This window comes from Ensifer adhaerens, assembly GCF_002940685.1.
GTDB classification, from domain to species: Bacteria; Pseudomonadota; Alphaproteobacteria; order Rhizobiales; family Rhizobiaceae; genus Ensifer; species Ensifer adhaerens_E.
This window is the reverse complement of record NZ_PNFP01000029.1, coordinates 1-23697: the sequence shown is the minus strand read 5'-3', so window position 1 is coordinate 23697 and position 23697 is coordinate 1. Positions and strand designations below refer to the sequence as shown.

The window sequence follows — 23697 nt, the reverse complement described above, 5'->3', positions numbered from 1 at the left end:
TCTGACTTAACAGTCAATCGTCGTTGGCGTTAATCAATCACTTAAACAGCCCATGGGACCTTCCCCGGGGGGCCATACCGCGCAGAGGCATCCGTCGCGACAGAGGGAGCGCCACGGTGGCGCCGACAATGCGAACGGCTTTGACAGTCGACGTTTAGTGTCGCCGTCGAATGACGGTGGTAAAATCGATCCTCGCGGACAGGCGCATGCCGGCGCGTTGTCTTCGGTATACGATGTCAGGCCGCATTTCAGGGCTTGATTTCATCGCCGCATGCGCAAGGATCGCCGCCGATGGTCAATGCCGGTCCCGGCACGGGAGGACACCCATGAAACTCCAGCTTATCCGCAACGCCACGCTCAAGCTCGACTATGCCGGCCACACCATTCTGGTCGATCCGTTTCTGGGGCCCAAGGACAGCCTGCCATCCTTTGCCGGGCGTGCACCCAATCCGATGGTCGACCTTCCTGTCGACATCGACACGATCCTGGCCGGCGTCGAACTCGTCATCATCTCGCATCTGCACGAGGATCACTTCGACGACACCGCCAAGCACCGGGTGCCGAAGGGGCTGCCGGTCTTCTGCCAGCCTGGTGACGAGGAGGCGATCCGCGCCGCCGGTTTTCGCGACGTGACCCCGCTCACCGACAAGGCGCAGTGGCAGGGCCTGAGGCTGACCCGGCGCGACGGCAGCCACGGCCTCGGTCCCGTCGTCCAGGACATGGGCCCCGTCATCGGCTTCAGCCTGGAGGCCAAGGGCGAGCCTTCGGTCTACTGGGCCGGCGACACCGTCTATTACCCGGCCATCGAACAGACCATTCGCGAGACCAGGCCGGATGTCATCGTCACCCATTCCTGCGGCGCCAAGTGGAACGGCGACCTGATCGTCATGGATGCGCAGCAGACGATCGCGGTCTGCGAGGCCGCGAAGAATGCGATCGTCATCGCCACCCACATGGAGGCGCTCGATCATGCGACCGTCAGCCGGAGCGAGCTCAGGGCCGCCGCCGATGCGCACGGCATCCCCTTGACCAAGCTGGTGATCCCCGACGATGGCGAGGTGCTGACGCTGATACCGCCGGTGGTCTAATGCATGTTTCCCTTAATCGTAGCCGATTAAAGGACAAAAACATGCAACTATTAAAGGTGCTACAGCGTCCTTTGCGCGTCCGATAGGACGCGCGGCGCTGTAGGAGGACCCAATCAATGGGGCGGAACTCCGTCGTGCGGCACGGTTGCGGCGAGGCGGGACTGCCCAGGAGCGGCCTTTCGTCCGGCCCTGCTTGCGACAAGCATCTGTGAAAACAGGAAAATATGCGCATATTAGGCTCAGCGCAATCGTCCGCCGCAGGAGCGGTCACGACAGTGGAACGAAAGCTCGCAGCCATCCTTTCAGCCGATGTTGCCGGCTACAGTCGCCTGGCGGCGCTCGACGAGGAGGGAACGCTAGGTGCACTCGATGTGTGCCGCAAGCGGATCTTCGAATTGGTCGACGAACATGGCGGCCGTATATTCGGCAGCGCAGGTGACGGCTTTGTCGCCGAGTTTCCAAGTGCTGTGCGGGCCGTCCGGTGCGCGGTGGACATCCAGCGCCGTCTCTTCGCCTTACGCGCAGACTTCCCGCCGGACCGCCGCCTGGAATTCCGCATCGGCGTCAACCTCGGTGACGTTGTCGTGTCCGGAGACGATCTGCTCGGCGATGGCGTCAACATCGCCGCGCGCGTGCAGGAGATCGCCACTCCATCCGGCATTTGCATTTCCGGGTCGGTGCGCGAACATCTCGACGGCAAGGTGCCGTTCGCGTTGACCAGCCTCGGCGAGCGCAGTTTGAAGAACATCCCCCGGCCGATTTTCATCTTTCGCGTCGATTGGCAGGAGGAGGCGCCCACCGAGGGCGGCATGGTGCCCTTGCCGACGTTTTCGGCCCGCCGCGGCAAGGACCAGCCGTCGATCGTCGTCATGCCCTTCGACAATCTGAGCGGTCAGGGCGACGAATACTTCGTCGACGGGGTCGTGGAAGAGATCACCGCCGCGCTCTCGCGCGTTCGCGATTTCTTCGTCATCGCGCGGCAGACGGCCTTTACCTACAAGGGGCGTTTCGTCGACGTGCGCGAGGTCGGCAGGGAGCTCGGCGTCAACTACGTGGTCGAAGGCACCGTTCGTCGTGGCGGCGAGCGGCTGCGCATTTCCGTGCAGCTGGTCGACGCCGAAACAAGGACACAGTCCTGGTCCGATCGCTACGAGGGCGCGATCGAAGACATGTTCGAATTCCAGGATCGGATCGCGGCGCAGGTGGCCGGCGCCATTCGTCCGGCCATCCGCGATGCCGAGATCGAGCTGGCCAGGCGCAAGCCGCCGGCCAGTCTCAGGGCCTATGATCTCGTCATGCGCGCCTTCCCAAACCTTTGGGGGCGCCGCAAGGACACCAACAACCAGGCGATCGAACTGCTGCGGCAGGCGATCTCCATCGATCAAGGTTACGGTCGCGCGCACGCGCTTCTGGCGTGGTGCCATGCCTCAAGCGCCTCCTATCTGTGGACCGACCGGCCGGAGCATGAGCTCGATCAGGCGCGCGCAGCGATCGAAGCTGCGGGCTCGATCAGCGACGACCCGACCGCGCTGACGGCCGCCGGCGCGGCAATCAGCATCTGCGGCGACCAGGAGCGCGCCGCCACCTTTATCGAAAAGGCGCTTGCGCTTGACCCAAACAATGCCTGGGCCTGGGCCCGCCTTGGCTGGGTCGCGATCTTCACGGACGAGGCCGCGCGGGCAACGGAACGCTTCCAGCGCGCAATGACGCTCAGCCCGAGAGATCCGCTGGGATTTAACATGAGATTGGGGATGGCCTTTTCCATGGCCATGCAAGGTTCCCTTGCGCAAGCCATCACGATCGCCCACGACGTCGTCAATAGCTATCCTGACGTGACCTGGTCCTATCGCCACCTGGCCGCCTGGTCGGCGATGAGCGGAGACCTCAAGACCGCGCGATGGGCGGCTGAGAAGCTGCTCGCGGCCGAGCCGGCTTTTACGATCGAGCGTTATCTCGCATTGCCGTGGTTTCAAAAGATATCGCAGTGGCAGCAACAAATGGCCGAGGGGCTGCGGCAAGCGGGATTGCCGGACCGCTGACACCAGCAGGATGCGGTTTCACGACGTTCACGGGATCGAGAAGATGCTGATCTCGTTTGTGATGCCCCGGAGCGCCACATTGTGCGACTGCGGATTGAGACCGCGGTCGGAAAGCAGGCTCGACGCGCGCGGATCGTCGAGCACCGAGCCGGTGGCAAAGATCTCGCGCGAACTGGCAAGATGCTGGACGCGCGAGGCGATGTTGACCGTCTGTCCGAAGTAGTCCTGCCGCTCGTTGAGGCTGACGGCGATGCACGGGCCCTCGTGAATGCCGATCTTCAACAACAGGTCTTCCGCGCCGCGCGCCTCGTTCAGCTCGCGCATCGCTTCGCGCATGCGCATGGCGGCGGCGACCGCCCGGTCCGGCGTCGGGAAGGTGGCCATGACCGCGTCGCCGATCGTCTTGACGACCGCGCCGGCTTCGGCTGCCACGATCTCGTTGACGACGCTGAAATGGGTTTTCACCAGGTCGAAGGCGGCGAGATCGCCGACACGCTCGTAAAGCTCGGTCGAGCCGCGCAGATCCGAAAAGAGGAAGGTGAGGCTGGTGATCTTCAGCCGCTGGTCGACGTCGATCGTGTCGGTGCGGTAGATGTCGCGGAAGGTCTGGTTGGATAGCAGGCGCTTGGCCGTCAGGAACGGTCGGCGTTGGCCGAGGATATCGTGCAGCGCGTCGTTGGCGATACAGACCGAGGGCAGGGTGCGCACATCCGTGTGGTTTTCCACCTGGATGCGCAAGGGGCCGGGCTGCATCGTCAGCGCTTCGTCGTGGCGATGGCCGCGGTCGAAGACGAGCGACAGCGTGCGACGCTCCTTGGTCGGCTCGCCCTTGACGTCAATGAACTGCGCGGCATGGGTGACCGGCTCGAAGACGATGATGAACTCTGCCGGCAATTGCAGCGAAATCACCGCCTTCTCTCCGGGCGGTAGCTCCAGCGCCTCCAGCACGAAATCGTCGATCCGGGCCTCGTAATCCTCTTCCGGCAATTCGATGCCGGAGCCCCAGTAGACCTGGCGAAAATATTCGAACGGCGGCAGTTCATGCGGGTTGTGCGCCTCGATGTGCCGGACGCGCGGGTTCACGGTGAAGGTCACCTCCACCATTTCGTCCAGCGTCGGCTCGTAGCCGGCAGCACAGAGCGAGCAGGTATAGGTGTCGCTCTGCACCGTCTTCAGCGAGGTGTTGCTGTCGAGCACGCCACCGCATCCGGGGCAAAGCACGTTCCATGACAGCTCGAAGAGGCCGAGGCGAGAGGCGTGCAGAAAGGCGGCGATCGCCTTCTCCTCGTCGAGCCCGTGCTCGGCGGCAAAGGCGAGCGCATTGATACGGCAGAGCTTGCGGTCCGGCGCTTCCCGGACAAATCGCTCCAGTATGCCGGCGATTTCAGGCTGCACGGTTTGGCGCAGCATATCGAACAGAGGCTGGGCTTCACTCATGGTGGTATCTTATACTGAAAATTGCGTGTGTGGCAGAGGCTTGTCGGGGCCGGGTTGACGAGACAAGGCGCGACGCGTCGGTTGTTCGCGCCACGGCAGAACGTCCAGCATCGCGCCAGCGATCGGCCGTGCCGCGCATTGCCGCCATCTGCAGGCTAAGCCGCCTTGCGGTCGCGACCGAAGGGATCGCCGAGCACGGATTCCGTGTGCAGCGAAGCCAGCCATCGGCCCTCTTCGCGCACCCATGTGGTGGCATCGGCCGCCTTGATCGTCAAAGGCTTGCCGTCGACCTCCATCTCCTCCGTCACCGTATAGGCGATGACGGCGACGTCATCCTTCGGAAAGATGACGCTGACGTCGTCGAGGCGGAAGGAATTGAGCTTCCAGTACCCTTCGGCCTGTTCCGACATCCGGCGATAGTCGTCGCGGGTCAGCACCGCCGCGCCCTGGGCCCCGACCACGATCGAGCGTTCGGGCAGCATGGCCAGAGATGCTTCTGTGTCCTGCTTGAGAATGGTGCGCCAGAATTCCTGTTCGAGGGCGATGATTTCCTGTTCTTCGGCATGCATGATCTATCCTCCGTCTGGGATACCCGCAGAAGACGTGGAAGCGCGAAAGGTTCCGTGAAAGGCGCCGCTTGCTCGGGCAAGGCATGGCGTTGCGTATGCCGACCGCATCGAGCGCCCCGGTTACGGGAACCCGACGCCCGCGTGCGTCGTTTCCTGTTTTGTCATCAGCCGCTCAGCGCAGGATAAGGTCATGACGATGCTCACGGGAAAGTGCCTTTGCGGCCAGGTCGAGGTTAAGGTGCGCGATGAACCGACGCGGGTTGGTATCTGCCACTGCATGGACTGCCGCAAGGAAAGCGGTTCGGCCTTCACCTTCTATGGCATCTGGCCTGCCAACCGCTTCGAACATACGGGCGACACCTCCGAGTTTCAGGGGCGGCGCTTCTGTTCCCATTGCGGTTCGCGGGTATTTTCCGCTGACGATCAGGAGGCGGAGATCAAGCTCGGGATCCTCTCGGAAGCCCCGACGCCGCTGAAGCCGAGCTACGAGCTCTGGATCAAGCGCCGCGAGGCATGGCTGAGGCCGGTCGAGGGCGCAGAGCAATTCGAGGAGGATCGGTTGCCCCGGGCCGACGGCGAGCGCTTCTAGGTCCGTGTGAAGCTCAGTCGGCGGTCTTGCGACAACGACCCGCGAAAGATCCGGAAATCAAAATGCAAGGCGCTAATCCGGGAGATCGCGGCGCGCTTTCGTTCGGTCGGCCTCCTGATTTCGCTGTTTCTTTATTTGAGCATCGATTAATGTATGGAATTGTGCTTTAAATCAAAGCGTTACTGTCTTGACTTCAATGGCAGTCGAAACGGCCGCGCGGTGGCGGCCGTTGGGGGAGTGTATGTCGGCACGGCCTTTGTTGAGGATGTCAGACGCTGCCAATGGCCTCCTGGCGGCGGCCGGGCTCGTGGCGGTTGCGGCGCTGACCGCGTCGAGCCTCGGCGCTGGAGTGCGGCTCGCCATCGAAGGGCTGCTTGCCGGGATCTGGGCTGTCTATCTCCTGCAGCTGAGCGACACGCTGATTGCGTTTTGGGCAAGGGATGGCCGGGCCTCGGTGACGGAAGCCGTGATCGATCTTCTGGCCGTCGTCGTTCCCCTTGCCGGATTGCTCTTTGCCGGCACGCGCGACCAGAGCCTCTACTGCGGCGTCTGGCTGTTGAAGCCGCTTCGTCACTCCACCTTCTTCCGCCTGCTCGGCCGGGTGGTGGCACGCGCGGCACCCAATCTCGTCGGCGTCACCTCGCTCTTCGGCATCGTGCTGTTCGGCGCGTCGCTCATTGCCTACCTCATCGAGCGTGATGTCCAGCCCGACAAGTTCGGCAGCATTCCGCAGGCGATGTGGTGGGCGGTGGTGACGCTGTCGACCACCGGCTATGGCGACGAGATCCCGATGACCTTTGCCGGGCGGGTGCTGGCGGGCCTGGTGATGATGAGCGGCATCGGCATCTTCGCGCTCTGGGCCGGCATTCTTGCGACCGGCTTCTTCGAGGAGGTGCGCCGGCAGGACTTCGTGCGCAACTGGCAGCTCGTGGCAGCCGTGCCGCTGTTCCAGAGGCTTGGCTCGGCCGCCTTCGTCGAGATCGTCCGGGCGCTCCGCCCGAGAGTGGTGCCATCAGGCGCCATCATCTGCCGCAAGGGCGAGGCGGGCGACCAGATGTTCTTCATCGTCGAGGGGCGCGTGACCATCGCCACCCCGTCGCCGACGCCGGTCGAACTTGGTCCCGGCAGCTTCTTCGGCGAAATGGCGCTGATATCGGGCGAACCGCGCTCGGCCACCGTCACGGCCGAAACGGAGGTCTCGCTGCTGTCGCTCTACTCCGAGGATTTCCAGATGCTGTCGAGCAGCAATCCGGAGATCGCCGAGGTCATCCGCAAGACCGCCGAGACGCGGCGCGGCCGAACACCGGAGGCATGAGAGGAACGGCGTCACGGCGACCGGGCGTCTCAAGCCGACACGTCGGTCTCGTCAATTCGCCGGTTGCTCATTAACACCGAAGAAAGCCTTTCTCCTCTAGCATGGTGGCTGCAAGTTACAGCGACTAGGCGGGCATGAAGAACGCGCGGAGCTGTAGGGGGACACTCTTTTACATAGGCGTTCAATGTCATTTTTTGGCGTTTCCGGAATGTATTATTCCGGCGAATCCCTTGCCGAGCACCGCATCGTGCTTGCCGAGGACTCCAATCTCTTCTCCTCGATGGTCTCGAAGCGGCTGAAAGAGCTGTTCGACATCGATGTCATCGTCTGCCGCGACTATGACGACCTGCAGTTCGCCGTCGAGAACGCCACCTTTCCGGCGTCGCTCGCCATCTCCAACATCAACCTGCCGGGGGCGGAAAACGGCGAGGCGCTCAACTACCTGATCGAGATGAGCGTGCCGACGGTCGTGTTCACCGGTTCGTTCCAGGAATCGACGCGCGAAAAGATCCTCGCCAAGGAAATCGTCGACTACGTCATCAAGGACAGCGTCTTTGCCGTCGACATGCTGGCGGAATCGGTCTGCCGCTTCCTCACCAACCACAAGCACCATGTGCTGATCGTTGACGACAGCCCGACGGCGCGCGCGCTTTTGACGACGCAGCTCAAGCGTTACAACTTCCGCACCAGCTCGGCGGAAAACGGTGCCGCGGCGCTGGAGATCCTGAAGAACAATCCGGATATCGGCCTGGTCATCACCGACTACAACATGCCCGATATCGATGGCTTCGAACTGACGCGCCGCATCCGTAGCTCCTACGGCCCCCACCAGTTGCGCATCATCGGCGTGTCGTCCTCCACCAACCGGCTGTTGTCGGCACGGTTCCTCAAGGCCGGCGGCAACGACTTCGTCGTTCGTCCCTTCGTCAACGAGGAGTTCTATTGCCGCGTCAACCAGAACCTCGACACGCTGACGAAGATCCGCACGCTCAGCGAAAAGGTTGGGGTTCCGGCGAAGGCTTCAGCCTGATACGAAAAATAATCCCCAAAATATCATGGTAAAGGGCGCGAAATCCCGCGCCCAAGTTGCCGCATTAACGAAATTGCAATCCGATCGGTCTTCAATCCGCCGCAGCAGGAGCGGGGAACCCGGTCACACCGATCTCGCCGGCCGAAAGGCCGGCGCGGCGTGACGGGTTAATCATGTATTCGGAGCCAGCGTCACCCTCAAGGGGAAGCACGCCTGCGGCTCGAGAGGGGTTGCAGGGACGTGAGATTGCGCCGCACGCCGGGCCGGGTGAACTCTGTGCAAAAGCACGGCGACAAGCGCATGCTGCTGGTCGAAGATTCCCGGATGTTCGCGACGGCACTGAAATATGGGCTTGAGTCCGTCCACGGCATTCGCGTCACCCATTGCAATTCGCTGGCGGCGCTGCGCGAGGCGCTCAAACAGGCGCCGGAGAGCTTCTCGCTCGCGGTGCTCGATCTCAACCTGCCGGATGCGCCCAATTGCGAGGCGCTCGACTTCATCCTCGACAACCAGGTGCCGGCGGTCGTCTTCACCGCCGCCTTCAACGACCATACGCGCGAGGAGATCCTGTCGCGCGGTGTGCTCGATTGCGTCATCAAGCACCAGCCGGAATCGATCAACCTCCTGATCGGCGCCGTCGACCGGGCGCTGACCAACGGCAAGACAACGGTCTTGCTCGCCGATTCCGATGCCGCCTCGCGCAGCGAGCTTGCCGGCATCCTCCGTCGCAAAAGGATCTCCGTCTGCGAGGTCGCTTCGGCCGCCGATGCGCTGCAGGTGCTCGACAGCGGCGAGGCGATCGATCTCGTCGTGACCGACCTCGATCTCGCCGACATGACCGGTGCAGCCCTTCTGGCGGAGGTCGAGCGGCGGCGGGGCGATGGTGCCGTGCCGGTGATCGGCCTTTCCGACAGCGGTGACCGCCGCGCCGGCGCCCGGTTCCTCGAAGCCGGCGGCACGGATTTCATCCAGAAACCCTTCCTCGAAGCCGAGTTCAACGGCCGCATCGCCCAGGCCGCCGGCGTGCAGAAGCGCCTGCAGACGCTGCAGCGGCAGGCGGCGAGCGACTATCTCACCGATCTCTACAACCGCCGCCACTTCTTCCTCGCCGGCCCGCGCCTCGTCGACCAGTGCCTCAGACGCGGCGAGCCGACGGCGATCGCCGTGCTCGACATCGACCATTTCAAGCGGCTGAACGACACCTATGGCCACGAGATCGGCGACATCGTGCTGAAGCACGTGGCCAAGCGCCTGGCAGCGCTCGTCGGCGAAGACCACCTGCTTGCCCGTCTCGGTGGCGAGGAGTTCGGCATTCTCTTCAACGGCTGCGACGTGCGTCGCGCCTTTGCCTTTTGCGACGCGCTCAGGCTGGAACTGGCAAAGTCCCGCATCGTCGCCGATGACGAGGAACTGACGATCACGGTTTCGATCGGTCTGGCAACCATCGAGACCTCGGAGGCCTTCGAGAACTACCTGCACGCCGCCGACCAGTTTCTCTACATGGCCAAGCACGCCGGCCGGAACCGGGTGATTTCGGAACTGGCGCTGCTCGACGCGCTGGCGTCGTAAACTCCCACCGCGGGCCTGCCCTCAGAAAAATTGCGGCCCCTGTCGGCCTGGAACGAAGTCGAACGTCCTTCGGTTACCCACTAAGGAGCAAGGAGGACGCGACACATGACGACTGTTGTTTCGAATCTCTGGTTTGCGAAGGAGGCGCGCGAGGCGGTCGACTTCTACATATCGCTCGTTCCCAATTCGGCGATTACGCGCATCAGCACCTTGCCGGCGGAGAGTCCGAGCGGACCGGCCGGCAGCGTGACGATCATCGAGTTCATGCTTGGCAGCCAGGAATTCATGGCGCTCGAAGCCGGGCCGCTCGACCCTTTCAATCACGCCTTCTCGATCATGATCCAGTGCGACAGCCAGGAGGAGATCGACAGGCTGTGGTCGGCCATCCTCGACAATGGCGGCGAACCGGAGCAATGCGGCTGGATCCGCGACCGCTGGGGGCTGTGCTGGCAGATCGCGCCGCGCGTGCTCGGCGACATGGTCGCCCATTCGGATCGGGCGCGCGCCAAGCGCGCGACGGAGGCGATGCTCGGGATGATCAAGCTCGATATAGCCGAACTGGAGCGGGCGTTTCACGGGCAGGATTAGGAGCGTGCGCTCTGCGGATTTCATTGCTCTCGGGGCGCGCGCCAGTCGCGCTCCACCATAGCGTTTCACTTGATTTTCTGCGGATAGATCGTCTCGCCGCGCTTCAGCATATCGACGAAGGTCGCGATCTTCTTTTTCCGCCCCGCCTCGGTCTTCATGTTGTGGGTGCGGAAGGCAAGCGCGAAGCGGTTCTGGGCGCTGAGCCTGCCAAGCATCTCGCGGGCCTCGGGTTCGGCATCGATCGCCGCCTGCAGGTCGTCGGGGATCTGCATGTCCTTGCCGCTGGCATAGGCGCGGTCCCAGCGCCCGTCGGCCTTGGCGGCGTCCACCTGTTTCAGCCCGTGCTCGGTCATGCGGCCCTCGGCAATCAGCCGCGCCACGTTGTCGACGTTGATCTTGCTCCAGATGCTTTTCCTGCCGCGCGGGGTGTAGCGTTGCAAGAAGCTGCTATCGTCAAACCCCTTGCGCACGCCGTCGATCCAGCCCCAGCAGAGCACCGCGTCGATCGCTTCCTTGGGCGTGATCGAGGCGAGGCCGGAGCCGACCTTGTGCGTCTTGATCCACACCTCGGTTTCGCTCTGGTGGTGGGCGGCAAGCCAGTCGTAGAAGCTCAGGAAGTCCTTGAATTCGTGGACCTTGGCGGGATTGATGTCGATTGGTGCCATCGGCGAATTGCTCCCGTGCAGTTGACGTGGCGGCTATTCAACCGAAAAATAACGGGCGCGCAAGCGGTGGCAGCCGATCTCCATCCTCCGCCCGCCGGTTTCATGATTGGGCGGGCACCGACGAAGAAGCTGCCGGTGCGGGCCGGACGTTGGATTTCTCATCCACAGGCCTCGTGGCGAATGTGATGATGCCAATGGAAGCCGCCGCGATCGCGATGCCGGCGACGACATCGACGGCGTAGTGACTTCCTGCAGGTATCGCGGAGAAGCCCATTGCGAGGTTCAGGACGAGGGCGGGATACCGAAGCAAGGCGACAGGCCACAGTGCCCACGCGCAGAGCACAGCGACGGCCGCATGCACCGACGGAAATGTCACGATGCCCTGACTCTCTGGCAGTCGCCAGATGAAGTTGGGATCGTTCCGGACTGCATGAAACTCTTCGAGAAAGAGGTATCCGTAGGTTGCGTTGATGTGTTGCAAGCTGCTCGCGTCGAACTGGTAGTAGGCATAGGTGCCGAGCGCCGGGAAGAAGGCCGAGATCGCGGCCGAGGAGAAGCACAGGAGCGCGTAGGCGCCGACCATCTGATAGGCCCGCTTGTGGTGGTTGGACAGCACCAGCAGCACCGGGCAGAGCAGAAGCTGATAGGGGAACGAACGATAGGCCTTGTTCAGCGCCTCGGACAGGAGTTGGTGTCGATCGATCCATGCCATGATGGCCGGCCAGTCGACACCAAGCCAGCTGTCCCATCCGGAGAGCCGGTCGTCGGCCAATGGGAAGTTTGTCCACGTCGACAAGTAGGTTGACAATGAGATCGGGACTACGAGCAGCAGGCCACATCCGCAACATTCGATCATTGGCCGAAGTTGCTGAAAGTTGAAGCGCAGAGCAAGGAAGCTGGCCGCGAAGACGACGATCGCGAAGGCTGTTGCTTCAAACAGCCAGCCTTCAAAGCTCACCGGAAAGCCGGCGATGGATGCCATGAACAAGAGCGCCGCGTAGGAGGAGATCGTGCCCCCGATCAGGAGCAGGCGAGCCCGAGAGAAATCCATTGTAAAAACTCCGCACCAATATGCGGCGGAGCTTTAGCTGTTTTTGGTTGTGCCAAAGTAAATGCAATCGCCAGGGGTTGTGAATCCCTCGCGTGCTTCAATGGGGAAACCTCAACCCTGACGTGGGCTGGCTTGCCGAGGTCAAGCCAGAAGGAAAGGGCGGATCGCTCCGCCCTTCAGCCTGTCTCGATGTGGACGCTTACCGCGCCATCTGCAGAGTCAGCTTGCGGTCGGCGCGCTCCTGCTGCGGCGAGCGGTTGTAGAGCTCGCGATAACACTTGGAGAAGTGCGAAGCGGAGACGAAGCCGCAGGCAACGGCCACTTCGACGACCGGCATCGACGACTGGATCAGGAGGTGCCTTGCGCGGTCGAGGCGAATTTCCAGGTAGTAGCGGGCAGGCGAGCGGCCCATTTCCTGGCGGAACAGCCGCTCGATCTGGCGGCGGGAGAGATCGGCGCCCTCGGCGATTTCGAGCAGCGACAGCGGCTCGGCGAGGTTGGCCTCCATCAGCTCGATGATCGACAGCACCTTGGCGTTCTGCACGCCGAGGCGGGCGCGCAGCGGCAGCCGCTGGCGGTCATGCGGCCCGCGCACGCGGTCGGTCAGCGCCTGTTCGCAGACGCGGTTGACGAGGCTCTCGCCGAAATCCTGGTCGATCAGGTTCAGCATCATGTCGAGCGAGGCGGTGCCGCCGGCGCAGGTGTAGATGTTGCTATCGATTTCGTAGAGGTCGGCGTAGACGTCGACCTGCGGGAAGCTTTCGGAAAAGCCCGGCAGGTTCTCCCAATGGATGGCACAGCGCTTGCCGGTCAGAAGACCGGCGGACGCCAGCACATGGGCGCCGGTACAGAGGCTGCCGACGGCGACGCCGCGATTGTAGACTTCGCGCAGCCAGGCATTGACCGACTTGTTGTTGAAATCCTCGACATAGATGCCGGAACAGACCAGCACCATCGAGGGGCGGTTTTCGCCGCCGAGAAACTTGCGCTCGTCGGCCAGCGACGAGTTGACCTCGAGCGCGATGCCGCTCGACGACAGAACCTTTTCGCCGTCGGACGAAGCGAGGCGCCAGGAATAGGCCTCGTAGCCGAGCATGCGGTTGGCGATGCGGAGCGTTTCGATCGCCGCCGAAAAGGGCAGCATGGAAAAGTTCGGCACCAGGAAGAAGACGAGAGAACGCTTTTTGGTCAGTGGCTTGTTCATGAGGCTTCCCATGCTTGGCGATGCGGGTATATTCGTCGCTTGGAAGATACTCTTCGGCTTGTCTGTTTGCGACATTCGCATGGATAGCAGCGACCGCAAAGAGATTTCGCATTGCGACATCGTGCGGCAAAAGGCGGTTCGGCCCCGATTTCCGGCTTTTGTAAGGAAAGCGACAGTTTTTACAGCGCTGTTGACGCTATCGGACAAGAACTGCCAGAGATACGCAACATCTGCAAAGCGCTCGCGGTGGTTGTGTTTGCCGATTGCGACGCTTTCGGTAGTTCCTGAAGGTGTCGGTAAGAGACAAGTGAAACTCCTACAGCCCATGGCACTCCATATGACTTGACCCTTGTGGAGGCGCGAGCCAAGCTGACGGTCACCCGATATTGGTGCCGAGTGCCTTCCACACTACATGCAAGGCGATAGCCTCTTCGAACGGAATGTGCATGCGTGAAGATCAGCCAACACCTATGCGTCGCGTGGTCTCGTTGATGAAAGTCCTATGGACGCTTTCGGTCGTCACCGCGGCAACCGCCGTCGGCGCCCACTACGGGTGGGTGGGCCATGGCGTGGTGGGAGCGTTGGCGCTCGGATTCGTTGGGCTTGTGGCCGGCTACTTCCTCAGTCGGCCGTCGATGATTATGCAGCTGCTCACCTAAGGTCACTCGTGCGATGTCGGCGGCGCGCCCTTACCGCGGCGTTGGTGTGCTCCCGATGCCTGAGATCAGATGGAGGAGACGGCAGGTTGCTGGGCGGCGTCGCGGAGAGAACAATCCGCGCAAAGAAAAAGGGCACCGCCTCCTCGGCAATGCCCATCGATCGATCCGGAACGTGACGCTCAGAAGAGACAGGTCACGCCGTCATTCATTGTTCGGTCTTGTGCACCGCATCGTCCACCGACGGGAAGCCGATGTCCTTCAGCGTGTCATAGGACAGGTTTTCGAGGGCCCGTTCCTGGCGATGACGCTTCCACGCCGCCCAGGCACGAACCTGAAGATTGAAGAGACCCGGAAGGGACGAGTGGGAGGATGCCCGTTCCGAGGCCGATGAAAGATGAGTGTTGGACATTTCATGGCTCCTTCTGAGTGTCTCAGCAGGTCGCGACCACGATGGTAGTTATGGCCTAACCTGACTTATCATTCCAACGAATATGTTTGATGTCTTTCATCAAAGATGGTGATTGATTAGCGGGTCCGCAAACATCACGTCGTCACGGACTCTCTTCGGCAGTTTGGCGAGTTCGCGCCGGGCTTCCACCCGATTTCGCGCGATCTGTTTTTCGCGTCTCTGCCTTGCAACACCGTCGAGCACGGCGATCATCTGGTTAAGGGCGTTGAGGACCATATCGTTGCTCCTTCTATGCTCCTTTTTTACCACTGCCTGCGGCAGGCGGCTGTTACGGAGGGAACTCTTCGAAGCGGCGATGCCAAGGGCTGCGGTGGACATGGGTTTCTCCTTCCTGCGTCGTCCTTGAACTTGACTATCGGTCATCGCTGATGTTCAATCAAACGAAATGAAGTGAAGTAATCTTTCAAATTTTCTGAATGAGGGTGCCGCCATGAACATGCTGATGCGCCATGCGCTTCCGCTTCTCGAAATGGACGTGCTGAAGACTTTCATCGCCATTGCCGAGACCGGCAACTTCACCACCGCCGCCGAAACCGTCTATCGCACGCCGTCGGCCGTCTCGATGCAGATCAAGAAGCTCGAGGAAATGCTCGGCTGCACGCTCTTCCTGCGCGACGCGCGCTCGGTCACCCTGACGCCCAAGGGCGAGTTGCTGCTCGGTTTTGCCCGGCGGCTGCTGTCGCTCAACAACGAGACGGTATCGCGCTTCCTGCTGCCCGACATGAACGGCGTCGTGCGCGTCGGCGCGCCGGAAGATGTGGGCGAGCGCATCCTGCCCGAGGTGCTGAAGCGTTTTGCCGAATCCTATCCGAACGTCACGGTCGACGTGTCGATCGGCATGAGCAATGCCATGCGCAAGAAGGTCGACGAGCACCGGCTCGATATCGCCATCTTCAACAGCCTCACCGAGGGCACGCCGCGTAACGGCGAGATCCTGATGCAGGAGAAGCTGGTCTGGGCCGGCGCCAAATGCGGTAACGCGCATCTCAAGGACCCGCTGCCGGTGTCGATGTGGGAGGACGGCTGCGTCTGGCGGGCCGATGCGGTGGAAAAGCTCGCGCGGGCAGGGCGCAAGTTTCGCATCGCATTCCTGAGCGCCTATACCACCGGGCAGCGCGCCGCCGTGCTTGCCGGTCTCGCGATCGCGCCGCTGCCGCGCTACCTCGTCCAGGGCGAGATGGTGCAGCTTGGCGAGCGCGAGGGCCTGCCGGACCTCGGCCACTACAATATCGGCCTGCAGGTGATATCAGATGCACCGGCGCCGGTGCTGGCGGTGGCCGATCATGTGCGCGACGCGTTTGCCGATCTGCAGGCGCAGTAAGAGGGGCGCTGCTTGCAGTCTGGCTTCCCACCGTCCGTGCCCGTCACCGGCCTCGAGGCGCGAGGTGAGCGGCCTTGAACGATGAGCGCGCCATCCTTGACCCGGTCGACCGGCTGTCGGAGATCATCTTCGGCTTGCTGATGGCGCTCACCTTTACCGGAACGATGAGTACGGTCACGGGGGAAGAGGGCGGAGTCAGGGCGGTGCTCGTCGCCGCCTTCGGCTGCAACCTCGCCTGGGGCATCGTCGACGGCGTCATGTATGTGCTGGCGACGGTGGTCGAGCGGACGCGGCGCCATGGCTTCATCGAGGCGCTCCGGCACGAACCGCTGGAGCGCGCCCGAGAGATGTTTCTGGACAATCTGCCTGAAGACGTGCGCCGCGTATCCTCGCCGAAGGAGACCGAGGCCCTGCTGTTGAGGGTGAGGGCGCTCGGCCACGATCCCCGGCACAGGGCCGTCACCGGCCGCGACCTGAAGGCGGCCTTCGCCATCTTTCTGCTGGTCGCCATCTCGACGCTGCCGCCGAGCATTCCGTTTCTGCTGACCGACAATGTCGGCCTCGCCATGCGCCTGTCGAACGGCATCGCGCTCGTCATGCTCTTCATCATCGGCGCGCGGCTCGGCCGCTACATGGGCCGCAGCCCCTGGCCGATGGCTTTTGCCATGGCGGCGATCGGTGCCGTGCTGGTTGTGGTCACGATCGCGCTCGGGGGGTAGCTGGAAGGCAGGGATTGGAGCCCACAAGTGCAGATGACCGCTTCTGGCGAGAAGCGGTCGTGCCATCTCGACCGAACGGGGCTGGTTCCGGTGCCTGCGTTTTCGAACGTGGACGCGACGTTCTATCCATCGTCACCCATTGACGTCGGCATTTTTCTTTACAATAGGGTCAGGCCGATGAGGGTGGCGAGCGTCAGCCACACAGTGACAGGAGTGTAATCGTGAGCGAACCGTCCGTAGCAGAGGCAACCAACCGCATTTATGAATCGCTCCAGGCTGATAATGCCGACATCGACGTGCATATTGCGACCCTCAAGGCAGCGTTGGCGCGGGCGGGTTTGAAGGAAGCCGTATTCGACCCGGCCCGGCTCGTGCAGAACAATCGTTCTGGCCGCAAGCTGATGCAGGCATACTTCCGCCAGCGCGGCGTGACGGTGAAATTTTCGGCTGAGTGAAGCCCCGCGTCCAAGGGACCCTGTCGGCCTCAAGCGGTCATGCGCTTCTCAAGCCAACCTCCCGTTTGCCTTCACCGCCAGGCCAGGACGGTCAAGATCGTCATTGTTGAAGACGGCGTCCGCACTGACGCCTGGCGCGCAAATGCGTTCGTAGAGGCTGTATGCGGGCCGATATCGCGTGGCATAGAGCTGGCGAGCCGCGTCCGTTCCCCCCAGCAGCCGGGCGTCGCGCCCAACGCCGCGCTGCTCGCAAACAGCCTCGGTGGCGTCAACGAAGATCGCCAAATCCCAGTTTCCTGACAACTCTGGGCGCTGCAGGAACGTACCGTCCACGATGAGGATGGCATCAGGGGAAGCCAGCCTCGCTTCCTCATCGATTGGCTTATCGTTCAAGAGATCAAAGGATGCCGTGCGATATTCGCGGTTACCATCCGGCCCGAGTGGCTCCAGAAGCAGGGTATTGATGGCAACGAGATCACGCGCATCGTAATAATATCCCTCCGGGGATTGCCGCCCGCGTGCATAGCGTTCGGCTTTCGGCTTGTGGAAGCCGTCGATGGACGTGCGAATAATCTCCCTGCCGCTCGCAGCAAGGATTTCCGAGAGTTCATCCGCAAGCGTTGTTTTCCCGGAGGCGGTCCGCCCATCAATTGCAACCCGAATTGGTCTTGCGAAGGGGACTGACGAGATTGCAGCAGCAAGTGCCTGCAAGGCAGCCGTACGGTTCGGATAGGACAAGGCAAAAACTCCCTATGAAATCGAACGCGTAAGTACCTGCAGCAATTGACAGTTTTACGTCACGACGATCTTTTTTGGCGCAAGGTTGCCGGCCGCGACGCTGCCGCCGACCGGCGAAGCGCCCAGTGGTCGAAGGCTCACGCCTTGATCGGCGCCTGGCGGATGTGGATTTCGATCAGCCGCTTCAGCTCGGGGAGGTCTCCGGCCTCCAGCGCATCGACCATCAGGTGGTGCTCGCGTGCCGACTGCTCGATGCGGGCGCGGGTTCGCCATTGCGAGACCGGGGCCGAGACCGTGCGCTGGCGGATCTCGGCGACGACCTCCACGAGTTCGCTATTGCCCGAGAGCATGAGAAGGGCGCGGTGGAAGGCGAGGTTGGCGTCGTAGTGTTCCATGATGGAGCCGCGGAACGACATCTCGTCGAACTGCCTTGCGAGCCCGCGCAATTCGGCGATCGCCGCGGGCGTGACGTTGGCGACCATGCGGTCGGCGACCCCGGTTTCGAGAATCACGCGGATATCGCTGATCTCGCGGGTACGCTGGTCATCAAGCTCGTAGACCTGATAGCCGCGGTTGGGATTGTGCTGCACCAGCCGGCGCTGCGACAGCCGGTCGAGCGCGCGCCGCACTTCGGGCCGGGTGCAATCGTAGCGGCGCTCCAGGTCGATCTGCTTCAGCCAGGCGCCGGCCGGCAAGGTTCCGGTCAGGATATCGTGCAGCAACAGGTCGGTGACGTCCTTCTTCTCCTCGGGCTTTTCCTCGGGCGCCAGCATTTCCGTCAGATCGTCGCTCATTCCTGCCTTACACTCTCTTTGCCGCCATCGCTGCGGCCGAATTGGCTCCATTTTTGGAGAAACTATGATGCTGTCCTGAACAATTCAATGCGGGAGAACGGCGTTCCATACCGGTCCTTCGCCGTTGTGCACATCGCTCGAAATGTTTCAGGACCCTCTTGTGTATCCAAAAATGTTATCATAAATTGGCGCCAATTCTGGTTACTATTGTTGCGGAAGTCAAGAAACGATGAAAAATGCCGATGCCGTCTGGGACCTCCTCGAAGCCAAGCGCGAACGCTTTTTCGTGCTCAGCGACCGGGTCTGGGATACGCCGGAAACGAACTACGAGGAGTTTGCCTCGTCGTCCGAGCACGCGGCGCTGTTGGAGGCCGAGGGCTTCCGCGTGTCGCGCGGCATTGCCGGCATGCCGACGGCTGTCATGGGTGAAGCGGGCGAGGGCGGACCTGTTATCGCCATTCTCGGCGAGTTCGATGCGCTGCCGGGGCTGAGCCAGGAGGCTGGCATTGCCGAGGAGCGGCCGGTCATCGAAGGCGGCAACGGCCATGGCTGCGGCCACAACCTGCTCGGTGCCGGCGCGATGATGGCGGCGACCGCCGTCAAGGACTATCTCGCCGCCGAAGGCATCAAGGGGCGCGTGCGCTATTATGGCTGCCCGGCGGAAGAGGGCGGCTCGTCCAAGGGTTTCATGGTTCGCGCCGGCGTTTTCGACGATGTCGACATTGCGATTTCCTGGCATCCGGCACCCTTTGCCGGCGTCAACAACCCGATCTCGCTTGCCTGCAACGAGCTTGACTTCCGCTTCAGCGGCCGCGCCTCGCATGCGTCCGCAGCGCCCCATCTCGGCCGCAGCGCGCTCGACGCGCTCGAACTGATGAACGTCGGGGTCAACTATCTGCGCGAGCACATGCCCTCGACGGCGCGCATCCACTACGCGGTGACGGATACGGGCGGCAACGCGCCGAACGTGGTGCAGGCCCGCGCCAAGGCCCGCTATCTCGTGCGCGCCCGCAGCCTGCCGGAACTGCTCGATCTCGTCGAACGCGTCCGCAGCGTCGCCAAGGGCGCGGCCATGATGACCGGCACCACGGTCACGGACGAGATCGTCAGCGGCGACGCCAATCTGATCGGCAACACGCCGCTCGAAGCGCTGATGCATCGCCAGCTCGAGCATCTGGGACCGCCGCAGTTCGACGAGGACGATCGGGAGACGGCGGCAAAGTTCCAGGAAACCTTTACCGGCGAGGATATCGCGTCTGCCTTCGAGCGCTTCGGGCTGAAGCTGCGCCGCGGCATTTCGCTCTGCGACACGATCTTTCCCCCGGAAAACGGCGCCGGCACGCTCGTCGGCTCCACCGATGTCGGGACGGTCAGCTGGGTGGTGCCGACCGTGCAGATGCGCGGCGCCACCTACGCGATCGGCACGCCCGGCCATTCCTGGCAGCTGGTCGCCCAGGGCAAGCTGCCGGCCGCGCACAAGGGCATGGAACATGCCGCCAAGGTGATGGCGAGCACGGCGGTCGAACTGATCCTCGACCCCGCGCTGATCGCTGCCGCCAAGGCCGACCATGCGGCAAGGCTGGACGGCACGCCCTTCGTCAATCCCATCCCTGACGATGTCGACCCGCCGATCCCCGGGGTGAGCCATGGTTAAGTCATCGGTCGACAAGCGGAGGGAGGCGCTGCGATGACTGAGCCCGGTTTCCTTGACATCATCAGCTTCGGAGCGGACGGCTGGGGGGCGGCGCTTGCCGCAGGCGCCTGGATGACAATCCTGATCGCGATCGCAGGCTTTGCGATCGGCGGCCTCATCGGCACCTTCGGCGCCTGGGCGAAGATTTCCGGCGGCCCGGTCGTTCGCGGTTGCGCCGAGGCCTACACCACGATCCTGCGTGGCATTCCTGACCTCCTGGTCATCTATCTCTTCTATTTCGGCGGCAGCGCGGTGGTGACGGCCGTCGGCCAATTGTTCGGTGCGGAGGGTTTCGTCAGCCTTCCGGGCTTCATCGCCGGCGCCCTTGCGGTCGGCATCACCTCCGGCGCCCAGCAGACTGAGGTCTATCGCGGCGCCTTTCGCGCCGTGCATCCGGGCGAACTGGAGGCGGCGACCGCCTGCGGCATGGGGCGGCTCCTCAAGTTCCGCCGCATCACCGCACCGCTGACGCTGCGTTACGCGCTGCCCGGCCTCGGCAATGTCTGGCAGGTGGTGCTGAAGGAATCGGCACTGGTCTCGGTCACCGGCGTCGTCGAACTCCTGCGCCAGGCGCAGATCGGCGCCGGATCGACCAGCCGTCCCTTCGACTTCTTCTTCATCGCGGCGATGATCTATCTCGCCATTTCCACGGTCTCGGGCCTCATCCTTCAGGTCACCGAGCGCCGGTTCTCGCGCGGCGTCAGGAGGGGCTGATGGATATCCGGTTTGCCCTTGAAACGTTCTGGAGTCTGCTTGCGGCCCTGCCGCTGACGCTGGAGCTTGCAGCAACCTCGATCGCGCTCGGCTCTATCCTGGCGCTCGGGCTGGCGCTCTCCCGTCTTTCGGGCATTCTTGCGCTCGATCTCTTTGCCCGCACTTACGTGTTCCTGTTTCGCGGAACGCCGCTGCTCGTGCAGATCTTCCTGATCTACTACGGCCTCAGCCAGTTTCCGGCGGTGCGCCACAGCATCTTCTGGCCGCTGCTTCGCGAGCCCTACTGGTGCGCGGTGCTGGCGCTGATGCTGAACACGGCCGCCTATGCCAGCGAAATCATCCGCGGTGGGCTCCTTTCGGTGCCGCACGGCCAGGTCGAGGCGGCACGGGCCTGCGGCATGGGTCGCTTCATGATCTTCCGCCGCATCGTCATGCCGCAGGCGCTGCGCCAGGCGCTGCCAGGCTACGGCAACGAGATGATCTCCATGGTCAAGGCGACGTCGCTCGCCTCGATCATCACGCTGATGGAAATCACCGGCGTCGCCGCCAAGCTCATCTCCGAGAGCTATCGGGTGATCGAGGTTTTCGTCGTCGCCGGCGTCATCTATCTCGCCATCAATTTCGCGCTGACCCGGCTGGTCGCGTTTGCCGAACACCGGCTGAACCCGAAGCTGCGCGCGCCGCTTCCGATCTCCGCCGACCTCAAGGGAGAAACGCATTGAACATGTCCGCCGCCGTTACCGCACCGGTCGCGATCCGCGTGCACGACCTTCACAAGAGCTTCGGCCCCGTCGAGGTGCTGAAGGGCGTGTCGCTCGAGGCGCGCGAGGGCGAGGTGATTTCCATCCTCGGCTCGTCCGGCTCCGGCAAGTCGACGCTGCTTCGCTGCATCAACATGCTGGAAGTGCCGAATTCCGGCACGATCGAGGTCGCCGGCGAGGCGATCCGCCTGAAGACATCGAGCGACGGGCGCAGCCGCCCGGCCGACCAGAAACAGGTGGACCGTATCCGCTCCGAACTCGGCATGGTGTTCCAGAGCTTCAATCTCTGGTCCCACAAGACCGTGCTTGAAAACGTTATCGAGGCGCCGGTGCATGTGTTGAAGCGCCCGCGCGTCGAGGCGGTCGAGGAAGCCGAAGCGCTGCTTGCAAAGGTCGGCATCGCCGACAAGCGCAACCACTATCCCTCGCATCTGTCCGGCGGCCAGCAGCAGCGCGCCGCGATCGCCCGGGCGCTTGCCATGCGCCCGAAGGCGATGCTCTTCGACGAACCGACCTCGGCGCTCGACCCGGAACTGGTCGGCGAGGTGCTGCGCGTCATGCGCGGTCTCGCCGAGGAGGGCCGCACCATGCTGGTCGTCACCCACGAGATGGGCTTTGCCCGCGACGTGTCGAGCCGCGTCGTCTTCGTGCACAAGGGCACGATCGAGGAGGAGGGGCCGCCGCAGGAGGTCTTCACCCGTTCGAAGTCGGAGCGCTTCCGCCAGTTTATCAAGAGTTGACGTCTGCCGTCAGCGGCAGGCGGGCCACCAACAACCAAGGCAATCAACATCCACAAAAGGGGAATGCTGTAATGAAGAAGACGACCGCAATCATCGCTTCGGCGCTTGCCGTGGCCGCGGGGCTGATGTCCATGCCGGCGAATGCCGAGGACAAGAAGTGGACGAAGGTGACGATTGCCACCGAAGGCGCGTTTCCGCCCTATAACCTCACCAAGGCCGACGGCACGCTCGACGGCTACGAGATCGAGCTCAGCAAGATCCTCTGCGACCATATGAAGGTCGAATGCACCATCATCGCCCAGTCCTTCGACGGCCTGATCCCGGCGCTCAACGCCGGCAAGTTCGACGCGATCATGGCCGGCATGTCGGCGACGGAGAAGCGCAAGGAAGTCATCGACTTCTCGGTTTCCTACGGCAGCACCGGCCAGGCCTTCGCGACGCTGAAGGGCGGCGATCTCGAAACCCTGCCGATGAAGGGCGAACTCTTCTCGCTCGCCTCCAACGAGGCGGGCGCGCGCAAGGCGGTCGATGAGCTGAAGCCGCTCGTCGAAGGCAAGACCATCGGCGTCCAGACCGCCTCGATCGCCGCCCGCTTCATCGACGAATACCTGAAGGACGTCGTCGAAGTGCGCGAATACAAGACCACCGAGCAGCACGACCTCGATCTCGTCGCCGGCCGCGTCGATTTCGTCATGGCCTCGATGGGCTACCTGAAGACCACGGTCGAAAAGCCGGTCAACAGCGACATGGTCATCACCGGCCCGCGCTTCCAGGGCGGCTTCCTCGGCGCCGGCAGCTCGGTCGGCCTGCGCAAGACCGACCCGGAACTGAAGGCGCTCTTCGACGACGCGATTGCCGCGGCCAAGGCCGACGGCACCATCAAGCGCCTCTCGGAGAAGTGGTTCGGCTTCGACCTGACGCCGCAATAAGGCTCGACCTGTTCTCGCCAGGAGCGCCGCGTGTTTGCCGAACGCGCGGCGCTTTTTGCGTGCGACCTTGTTTCGAACACAATCGCCTTCTATGTACCCAATCACCGGCATTGCTGATGAGCGCTGAAACGTTTCGCCGCTCGCAATTGCCGCGTCGCTTTAGACTTTTGACCACGGATGTACTGGCACTGGTGTAAGAGCGATGATGAGGAAGGTCGGTGCGGTTTCGCCCCGGCCTTTTTTATTGCCTGTGCGGCGCTCCCAGCCTGACTCCGTTCGGGTCAGCTGCAATTGCCCACGTCGTCGCCAGAGCGGCAGCATGCCAGTCATCGATAGAGCCTTGCCGCAACGGCGCGGTTTCCGGCCAGCCGGATACCGACCGTCAAGGCACTTGCGACCGCGACGAGCGAGGAACAGCTTCGCCTGAAGGGATGGCGGGGCAGCGATCGCGTCCCGTGAGGTGGTGTAGCAGACGGCATTGGTCGCCGTGCTCTCCGGCATGGACCGGGATGATCAGCGCGCCACGGCTGGCAGGCTGATGAGCGGATCATCGCTCATCTG

The 23697-nt window shown here is 62.9% G+C and carries 25 protein-coding genes; 16 read left to right on the top strand and 9 right to left on the bottom strand.

The features are described from left to right. Nucleotides 1–326 precede the first annotated feature (326 nt). Together C1A35_RS33915 and C1A35_RS33910 are read left to right on the top strand one after the other, a co-directional pair. Nucleotides 327–1088 (top strand): MBL fold metallo-hydrolase, encoded by a 762-nt coding sequence (locus C1A35_RS33915; RefSeq protein WP_104668623.1) that lies wholly within the window; start codon nucleotides 327–329, stop codon nucleotides 1086–1088. Between the two features lie 224 nt (nucleotides 1089–1312). Further along, nucleotides 1313–3127, top strand: coding sequence for an adenylate/guanylate cyclase domain-containing protein (locus tag C1A35_RS33910; protein ID WP_104668622.1), 1815 nt, complete (start codon nucleotides 1313–1315; stop codon nucleotides 3125–3127). A gap of 27 nt (nucleotides 3128–3154) precedes the next feature. Here C1A35_RS33910 and C1A35_RS33905 read toward each other — a convergent pair whose 3' ends face one another. Together C1A35_RS33905 and C1A35_RS33900 are read right to left on the bottom strand one after the other, a co-directional pair. Further along, nucleotides 3155–4564, bottom strand: coding sequence for an adenylate/guanylate cyclase domain-containing protein (locus tag C1A35_RS33905; RefSeq protein WP_104668621.1), 1410 nt, complete (start codon nucleotides 4562–4564; stop codon nucleotides 3155–3157). Nucleotides 4565–4719: 155 nt separating this feature from the next. Next, nucleotides 4720–5133 carry a nuclear transport factor 2 family protein gene (locus tag C1A35_RS33900; protein ID WP_104668620.1) on the bottom strand — a complete coding sequence of 138 codons (414 nt, stop codon included), beginning with the start codon at nucleotides 5131–5133 and terminating at the stop codon, nucleotides 4720–4722. Between the two features lie 190 nt (nucleotides 5134–5323). Here C1A35_RS33900 and C1A35_RS33895 point away from each other — a divergent pair, with 190 nt between their 5' ends. From C1A35_RS33895 to C1A35_RS33875, 5 genes are all read left to right on the top strand, one after another. Then, nucleotides 5324–5722, top strand: coding sequence for a GFA family protein (locus C1A35_RS33895; protein ID WP_104668619.1), 399 nt, complete (start codon nucleotides 5324–5326; stop codon nucleotides 5720–5722). A 241-nt stretch (nucleotides 5723–5963) separates the two neighbouring features. Next, entirely contained in the window at nucleotides 5964–7037 is a 1074-nt protein-coding gene (locus C1A35_RS33890; RefSeq protein WP_104668618.1) for a cyclic nucleotide-gated ion channel, read from the top strand. A gap of 184 nt (nucleotides 7038–7221) precedes the next feature. Further along, entirely contained in the window at nucleotides 7222–8067 is an 846-nt protein-coding gene (locus C1A35_RS33885) for a response regulator (RefSeq protein ID WP_104668617.1), read from the top strand. 276 nt (nucleotides 8068–8343) lie between these two features. Beyond that, a complete protein-coding gene (locus tag C1A35_RS33880; protein WP_234823113.1) occupies nucleotides 8344–9636 on the top strand; it encodes a GGDEF domain-containing response regulator in 1293 nt (430 codons plus the stop codon). A 105-nt stretch (nucleotides 9637–9741) separates the two neighbouring features. Further along, entirely contained in the window at nucleotides 9742–10224 is a 483-nt protein-coding gene (locus tag C1A35_RS33875) for a VOC family protein (protein WP_104668616.1), read from the top strand. A gap of 65 nt (nucleotides 10225–10289) precedes the next feature. Here C1A35_RS33875 and C1A35_RS33870 read toward each other — a convergent pair whose 3' ends face one another. The 3 genes from C1A35_RS33870 to C1A35_RS33860 all read right to left on the bottom strand — a co-directional run bounded on the left by C1A35_RS33870 (nucleotide 10290) and on the right by C1A35_RS33860 (nucleotide 13144). Then, nucleotides 10290–10889, bottom strand: a complete 600-nt coding sequence (locus tag C1A35_RS33870) for a YdeI/OmpD-associated family protein (RefSeq protein ID WP_104668615.1) — start codon at nucleotides 10887–10889, stop codon at nucleotides 10290–10292. Nucleotides 10890–10989: 100 nt separating this feature from the next. Beyond that, complete coding sequence (locus tag C1A35_RS33865; protein ID WP_104668614.1) at nucleotides 10990–11940, bottom strand: phosphatase PAP2 family protein; 951 nt, start codon at nucleotides 11938–11940, stop codon at nucleotides 10990–10992. Between the two features lie 199 nt (nucleotides 11941–12139). After that, the gene (locus C1A35_RS33860) at nucleotides 12140–13144 is read right to left on the bottom strand and encodes a GlxA family transcriptional regulator (protein WP_034788530.1); all 1005 of its coding nucleotides are present in this window, start codon (nucleotides 13142–13144) and stop codon (nucleotides 12140–12142) included. A gap of 491 nt (nucleotides 13145–13635) precedes the next feature. Here C1A35_RS33860 and C1A35_RS33855 point away from each other — a divergent pair, with 491 nt between their 5' ends. Continuing rightward, on the top strand, nucleotides 13636–13803 hold the full coding sequence (locus tag C1A35_RS33855; protein ID WP_234823112.1) for a hypothetical protein: 168 nt from the start codon (nucleotides 13636–13638) through the stop codon (nucleotides 13801–13803). A gap of 205 nt (nucleotides 13804–14008) precedes the next feature. Here the strand turns inward: C1A35_RS33855 and C1A35_RS33850 are convergent, their stop codons facing one another. Both C1A35_RS33850 and C1A35_RS33845 read right to left on the bottom strand, forming a co-directional pair. Beyond that, a complete protein-coding gene (locus tag C1A35_RS33850; protein WP_043619754.1) occupies nucleotides 14009–14212 on the bottom strand; it encodes a hypothetical protein in 204 nt (67 codons plus the stop codon). Nucleotides 14213–14311: 99 nt separating this feature from the next. Continuing rightward, a complete protein-coding gene (locus tag C1A35_RS33845) occupies nucleotides 14312–14590 on the bottom strand; it encodes a hypothetical protein (RefSeq protein WP_104668612.1) in 279 nt (92 codons plus the stop codon). 112 nt (nucleotides 14591–14702) lie between these two features. On the opposite strand from C1A35_RS33845, the gene C1A35_RS33840 reads away from it, so the two are divergent. The 3 genes from C1A35_RS33840 to C1A35_RS33830 all read left to right on the top strand — a co-directional run bounded on the left by C1A35_RS33840 (nucleotide 14703) and on the right by C1A35_RS33830 (nucleotide 16767). Next, a complete protein-coding gene (locus tag C1A35_RS33840) occupies nucleotides 14703–15593 on the top strand; it encodes a LysR substrate-binding domain-containing protein (protein WP_104668611.1) in 891 nt (296 codons plus the stop codon). Between the two features lie 74 nt (nucleotides 15594–15667). Then, nucleotides 15668–16312 carry a VIT1/CCC1 transporter family protein gene (locus tag C1A35_RS33835; protein WP_104668610.1) on the top strand — a complete coding sequence of 215 codons (645 nt, stop codon included), beginning with the start codon at nucleotides 15668–15670 and terminating at the stop codon, nucleotides 16310–16312. Between the two features lie 218 nt (nucleotides 16313–16530). Next, nucleotides 16531–16767: a hypothetical protein gene (locus C1A35_RS33830; protein WP_104668609.1), complete on the top strand. Its 237-nt coding sequence runs from the start codon at nucleotides 16531–16533 to the stop codon at nucleotides 16765–16767. A gap of 48 nt (nucleotides 16768–16815) precedes the next feature. Here C1A35_RS33830 and C1A35_RS33825 read toward each other — a convergent pair whose 3' ends face one another. Beyond that, the gene (locus tag C1A35_RS33825) at nucleotides 16816–17505 is read right to left on the bottom strand and encodes a uridylate kinase (RefSeq protein ID WP_104668608.1); all 690 of its coding nucleotides are present in this window, start codon (nucleotides 17503–17505) and stop codon (nucleotides 16816–16818) included. A gap of 137 nt (nucleotides 17506–17642) precedes the next feature. Then, nucleotides 17643–18299, bottom strand: a complete 657-nt coding sequence (locus C1A35_RS33820) for a GntR family transcriptional regulator (RefSeq protein WP_104668607.1) — start codon at nucleotides 18297–18299, stop codon at nucleotides 17643–17645. A gap of 229 nt (nucleotides 18300–18528) precedes the next feature. Between C1A35_RS33820 and C1A35_RS33815 the strand changes: the two genes are divergently transcribed. The 5 genes from C1A35_RS33815 to C1A35_RS33795 all read left to right on the top strand — a co-directional run bounded on the left by C1A35_RS33815 (nucleotide 18529) and on the right by C1A35_RS33795 (nucleotide 23136). Continuing rightward, nucleotides 18529–19953 (top strand): M20 family metallopeptidase, encoded by a 1425-nt coding sequence (locus C1A35_RS33815; protein WP_104668606.1) that lies wholly within the window; start codon nucleotides 18529–18531, stop codon nucleotides 19951–19953. A 33-nt stretch (nucleotides 19954–19986) separates the two neighbouring features. Next, the gene (locus C1A35_RS33810) at nucleotides 19987–20706 is read left to right on the top strand and encodes an ABC transporter permease (RefSeq protein ID WP_104668605.1); all 720 of its coding nucleotides are present in this window, start codon (nucleotides 19987–19989) and stop codon (nucleotides 20704–20706) included. Beyond that, nucleotides 20706–21428, top strand: a complete 723-nt coding sequence (locus C1A35_RS33805; protein ID WP_104668604.1) for an ABC transporter permease — start codon at nucleotides 20706–20708, stop codon at nucleotides 21426–21428. Before C1A35_RS33810 ends, C1A35_RS33805 begins: the two co-directional genes overlap by 1 nt. Nucleotides 21429–21430: 2 nt before the next feature. Further along, entirely contained in the window at nucleotides 21431–22207 is a 777-nt protein-coding gene (locus tag C1A35_RS33800) for an ABC transporter ATP-binding protein (RefSeq protein WP_104668603.1), read from the top strand. Nucleotides 22208–22278: 71 nt separating this feature from the next. Continuing rightward, nucleotides 22279–23136, top strand: a complete 858-nt coding sequence (locus C1A35_RS33795; RefSeq protein WP_104668602.1) for a transporter substrate-binding domain-containing protein — start codon at nucleotides 22279–22281, stop codon at nucleotides 23134–23136. The last annotated feature ends 561 nt before the right edge of the window (nucleotides 23137–23697 follow it).